Genomic DNA, 5943 nt, shown 5'->3' with positions numbered 1-5943 from the left:
GATCGACGCGTTTGTTCAGGAAAAGCTTGATCGGGAAGGACTGAATCCCACCCCCGAAGCGGACCGAGCGACCCTGATTCGGCGACTCAGTTTCGATTTAGTCGGACTCCCCCCGACCCCCGACGAAGTCGCCTCATTCCTGGCCGACTCCTCTCCCGATGCCTGCGAACGACTGGTGGACCGCTTGCTGGCGTCCCCTCGCTACGGCGAACGGATGGCAACGAACTGGCTCGACGCTGCACGCTATGCCGACACCAATGGCTACCAGACGGACGGTCCGAGATTCATGTGGCGCTGGCGTGACTGGGTCATCAACGCATTTAATCAAAACGTGCCCTTTGATCAGTTCACGCTCGATCAACTGGCTGGCGATCTGCTGGAAGCCCGCGTCTCGTCAAGCCCTTCCCCCGAAGTCAGAGCGAGCGGTCACACTGAAGACGACCTCGAACGTCAGCCCTCTCTGATAGCAAATGACCGCCTGATCGCGACGGGATTCAATCGGAATCACCGTGGAAATGCCGAAGGGGGAATCATCCCGGAAGAGTTTCGGATCGAATATGTCGTCGACCGTGTTGAGACAACTTCGACAGTCTGGCTGGGACTGACGATCGGCTGCGCCCGCTGCCACGATCACAAATACGATCCGATCTCACAGCGTGAGTTCTATCAGCTCTTCGCGTATTTCAATCAGGTGCCGGAGCCCGGAAAATACATCCGCAACGGCAATTCCATGCCTTACCTCCCTGCCCCGACGGCTGACCAGCTACGTCATCTGGCGCTGCTTGAGCAGGAACGCACCGCAGCCGATGCCGCATGGCAGGGACTGGCCCCGTCGGTACTCACCGGAATGCGGTCCATGATGGACTCAATCCGGGGTGACTCCGTCCCGGTCGAATGGTCGTACACTCCAGGACTCGACTCTTACCTTTCCTTTGATGGCGGGACAGGAATCCAGGGAGCGGTCAACCAGGTCAGTTCCCAGAGCCGCCTGGCGAGAGACCTGCAGATCCCCCCGGCCGAACTCGATTCGCCCCAGGAACGGGTTGGGCAGTGGCACGACGGCAAACCGACTTACGAATCGGGACCTCTGGGTCAGGCTGCGACCTTCGATGGACGCCGCTGGATCGACGCCGGGATCGCAGGGTATCTGGGCGAGGAAGAATCGTTTGTCATTTCCTGCTGGGTCAAGCCGCGAGCGGACCATGCCATGACAATTCTTGCCCGCATGGATCACGAGAACTCGTCCCATGGCTATGAGCTGCGGCGCGAAGCGAATGGTCGGTTACAGGTCCTGCTGTCGGGTCGAATCCTCGATGACCTCATCCGCGTCGAAACCGAAGAGACGTTGCCCAAAGAGGAATGGACCCACCTGCTGGTCACCTACGACGGATCCAGCGCGGCGCGCGGTGTGGCGGTTCGAATGAATGGCGAACCGAGGCCACTGAAAGTCCTGGTCGATCTGCTGAGCAACCCCATTCGTGCCAAAGTTCCGCTGCGCGTGGGGGGCGGTGGGAGTGCGGCCTCCTTTGTCGGATCAATCGACGAACTGCGGTTCTATCGAGGCCGCATCACGTCGCAGGTTGCCCGATCTCTGGCTTCCGGCGAATCCATCTCTGCCATCGCCACGCGGACGCTGGAGACACTCGGTCCGAACGAACTGGAAAAATTGCGGGAATACTATCTGGCGAAAGACGCTCCCGAAGTCGAACGACGAGCGCGCCAGCGTCTGCTCGACGCACGTACCCGATATGCCGAATTCCTGGCAACCGTCCCCACCACCATGGTGATGGAGGACGCCCCAAACCGCCGCGAGACTCGACTGCTGAAGCGAGGTGAATACGACAAGCCGGGTGAAGTTGTCGAATCGGCGCTCCCTGCCATCCTTTCGAACCTTACGGCGCACGATCGCAGTCCGGTCTCAACACCCCCCAATCGACTTGACCTCGCCACCTGGCTGGTTTCACCAGAAAATCCGCTCACGGCACGCGTGACGGTGAACCGCCTGTGGCAGTCTCTATTCGGCATCGGTCTGGTGAAAACATCGGAAGACTTCGGGATTCAGGGGGAAGCTCCCAGCCACCCTGAGTTACTCGACTGGTTGGCGACCGAGTTCTCGGGCCCCGTCGCCAGCGATGCGCGCAGCAGGTTCGCGGCGCGAAGTCCGGATGACGCCTCGTACCCTGGTTCGAAACATTCTCCATTGGGGTGGGACCTGAAGAAGTCCTTGCGAACGATCATTACTTCGACCACCTATCGGCAAGCTGCCACCGTGTCGCCGGATCTTTTGCAGCGAGATCCGGAAAATCGATTGCTGGCACGAGGCCCACGCGTGCGACTTCCCGCAGAGATGGTGCGCGATGCGGCATTGTCCGCCAGTGGACTGCTTGCCGAAAGGCTTGGCGGTCCCAGTGTAAAGCCCTATCAGCCCGCAGGTTTGTGGGAAGAACTGAGTGCGGAAGCGGTTCCGGGACCGTACTCGGTTTATGTTCAGGACCATGGTCCCGATCTGTACCGCCGCAGCATTTATACCTATCGCAAGCGCACGGCGCCGCCCCCGGCGATGACTGTGTTTGACTCTTCGACACGCGAAGCCTGCCGTGTGAGCCTTCCCCGCACCAATACCCCCATTCAGGCACTCAACCTGATGAACGATGTCACTTATGTGGAAGCGGCACGCGTTCTCGCGGAACAGGCTATCGTCGCTGGAGGAACTTCCCCCCAATCCCGAATCGACTGGGCGTTTCGCCGGATCTTGTCCCGCTCTCCCAGCGACCGCGAGCTGAACATCCTGACCGAGGGATTCAAGCGGAGAAGAACGACCTTCGAAGCATTCCCGGAAGAGGTCGAGAAGCTCATTTCCCTCGGGGAGACTCCCCCACAGACCTCGATTCCGCCAGTGGAACTGGCTGCCTATACCGCAACGATCAGTGTCATTTTCAACCTGGACGAGTTCGTCGTGAAACCGTGAGTTTCACGACGGGCAGCCGTTCTCGCGAGATATGCGATGTCCCATTCACCTGACGGTTCCCCTTCGGCCTCTGATCATCCTTGTGCGGTCGGCGATTGCCTGTCTCGACGGAGCTTGCTCACCGGAGTGGGGTCTTCTCTGGGACTCGCCGCACTCAGTTCCCTGTCGGCTGAGGACCATTCTCAGAAAACCGCCAATGACCGTACGACCTCGGTACCTCATACTAAATGGCCACACGCGGTACCGCGTGCAAAGCGCGTCATCTTTCTGTTCCAGTCAGGTGGCCCCTCGCAACTCGAGTTGTTTGACCCGAAACCAGAACTGAAAGCCCGGCAAGGAGAGGATCTGCCCGAGTCCATCCGCAGAGGACAGCGTCTGACCAATATGACGGCGGGACAGAGCCGGTTTCCGATCGTTCCATCCCGATTTCAGTTCTCGCGGCACGGCGAATCGGGGGCAACTCTCAGCGAACTCCTGCCGCATCTGGGACGTGTGGCGGATGACATCTGCTTCATCAAGTCAATGTCAACCGAAGCGATCAACCATGATCCGGCAGTCACGTTTCTGACGACCGGAGCCCAGCTTGCAGGACGCCCGAGCCTCGGGTCATGGCTGTCGTATGGCCTGGGTTCGGAAAACCAGGACCTGCCCGCGTTTGTGGTCATGCTGTCTCGCGGAACCGGCAGGCCCAATGACCAGCCACTCTATGATCGGTTGTGGGGTTCCGGCTTCCTCCCCTCACAACACCAGGGAGTCAAACTGCGAAGCGGGAACGAACCAGTCCTTTACCTCGCTAACCCTGCAGGAATTGATCCCCCAGTGCGGCGAGGAATGCTCGACGATCAGGCGGCCCTCAATCGAATCCAGCTGGATCGGCTGGGTGACCCCGAGATTGAAGCCAGAATTGCCCAATATGAGCTGGCGTTTCGCATGCAGACATCGGTCCCCGATCTGGCGAATGTCTCGGACGAGTCCGATCATACCTTTGAGTTGTATGGACCGAATTCCCGTAAGCCGGGAACCTTCGCGGCGAACTGCCTGCTCGCGCGAAGGTTAGCGGAACGAGGGGTCCGATTCATCCAGTTGTTTCATATGGGCTGGGATCAGCACACTAACCTGCCCTCTCAGATTCCCCAGCAGGCACACGATATCGATCAACCGTGTGCAGCCCTGATTCGCGATCTGAAACAGCGAGGATTACTCGACGACACGTTGATTGTCTGGAGCGGTGAATTCGGACGGACCGTTTACTGTCAGGGAAACCTGACCGCCGAAACTTATGGCCGCGACCACCACCCTCGTTGCTTCACCATGTGGATGGCAGGCGGAGGGGTGCGCGGCGGACTGACGTACGGCGAAACGGACGAATACAGCTACAACGTCACGAAAGACCCCGTCCACGTCCACGACCTGAACGCCACGATTCTCCACTGCCTGGGCATCGACCATCATCAGTTGACGTTCAAATTCCAGGGTCGCCACTTCCGCCTGACGGACGTCCATGGAGAATTGATTCGGCCGGTGCTGGCCTGAAGTTCGCGAGTCCATCCTCCGGATCGCCCCTCTTCACGCGGAAAAACAGTTCAGGCTGAAAACACCATCCACCCCAGCCGAAGGGGTCGTCGGAGATCCGTCGCTCGCGGAGAGAACATTTGTTCACGATCGTTAGATCGGCTTCCTCCAGGTCCACAGCGCCGATGCCTTCTGGGAATCCGTCAAATTCGAAATCCGAACCGATGGGATTTCCGTTCCGACGTTGAGCTGAATTGTTGTGATCGGTTGGGTACTGTGGAAGAATTGGATACTGTATTAGAATTCCACTGTGTATTGCGAAATTGAATGATCTGCTTCGATGATGGGCAAACCTGCCTGGGCGAGCGGGCCGTTTCGAGGTTTGACCGCAATGTTCGCCCGGGGGTGTCAGTTCGCGTACCCCAGTCCGTTTTTTCAAATTTTGTATTTCTACTTCGGGGAATAACGAGTATGCCCGCTTGGCCAGGCGGCCCATGTCCGCAATGTGGCGAAGATATGCCACCGAATGTCATTCACTGTCGAACGTGTCGTCAGCTCCTCAATCTGGAACTGGAGAAAGAGAGCGTTGAGATTCCCACGTTCTTCCCACTTCAGGAGGTCGAAAGCGTGGTTGAGATCACCCCCGTCGGGCTGTTCATCGAGTGCACGAGTTGTCACCAGGAATTGAAGATCAATCGGAAGTACCTGGGACAACGAGTGCAATGCAAGTTCTGTTCGGCCGACTTTTCCCTTGATCCAGCCAGTAAGGCGGTCATCGAAGCCGATTCCTACGCACAGTGTCCCCACTGTCAGGAGTCACTCCGCTTCGCTCATAAGTACGTCGGGTCCAAAGTCGCCTGCCGCTTCTGTCACGGTAAAGTTCATATCCTTGGTTCTGAATAGAACTTGAGGACGTGAACAAGCTTGAGTCTGACGACGGCCGCATGCCCGTTCGCGGACGCGTCTCGTTCGCGCAGAGGTATCGGGCAGGCTCGCGAGAATCAGATCACAGCTGCAACGATCAAAAACACTCTCTTCCCCGGCTGGGGACGGGATCGCGGGTCACTTTCGTCCGCAGACGATGCCCCCCTGGCTCAGTCCGAACTCCGCAATCATTCTCCCCCTCTGAGACCCCAAGACCCGGTCCTCACCGGGCGTGTCTCCCAGTCTCTGCTGCAGGCAAATCTGTGCAGAGGGTAACAATCGTCACCCTCTGGACTGCACGATCGTGCAAGTTTCTTGCATTTGCTTTTTTAAAAAGCAATAATCATTCAGCATCTCTGCATCACATCCAATTTTCCGGCGACGAAGGTTCTCGACTGATCAGTTCGAGAATCGCTCGTGAACAGACGCACTGGGACTTTTCAGACGTGGCGACTTCTCGCCAATGGGTTTGCCCTTATTGACTTTGCGGATTGTCTTAAACAAGTATTGCGACGTTTTGTCTTCATTTATTGGCTTCG

General features: G+C 57.9%; 3 protein-coding genes. All 3 read left to right on the top strand.

Going from position 1 to position 5943, the window contains the following annotated elements; all coding sequences use genetic code 11:
- Positions 1-2968: DUF1553 domain-containing protein (locus VGE80_RS01630; RefSeq protein WP_440591435.1), on the top strand; the 2968-nt coding region annotated here is incomplete at its 5' end.
- Between the two features lie 36 nt (positions 2969-3004).
- Positions 3005-4501 (top strand): DUF1501 domain-containing protein, encoded by a 1497-nt coding sequence (locus VGE80_RS01625; protein ID WP_440591434.1) that lies wholly within the window; start codon positions 3005-3007, stop codon positions 4499-4501.
- A 450-nt stretch (positions 4502-4951) separates the two neighbouring features.
- Positions 4952-5383 carry a hypothetical protein gene (locus VGE80_RS01620; RefSeq protein WP_440591433.1) on the top strand — a complete coding sequence of 144 codons (432 nt, stop codon included), beginning with the start codon at positions 4952-4954 and terminating at the stop codon, positions 5381-5383.
- Positions 5384-5943: the final 560 nt, after the last annotated feature.

The organism is Schlesneria sp. (assembly GCF_036405755.1).
GTDB lineage: Bacteria > Planctomycetota > Planctomycetia > Planctomycetales > Planctomycetaceae > Schlesneria > Schlesneria sphaerica.
This window is presented reverse-complemented; position numbering and strand designations above follow the sequence as displayed.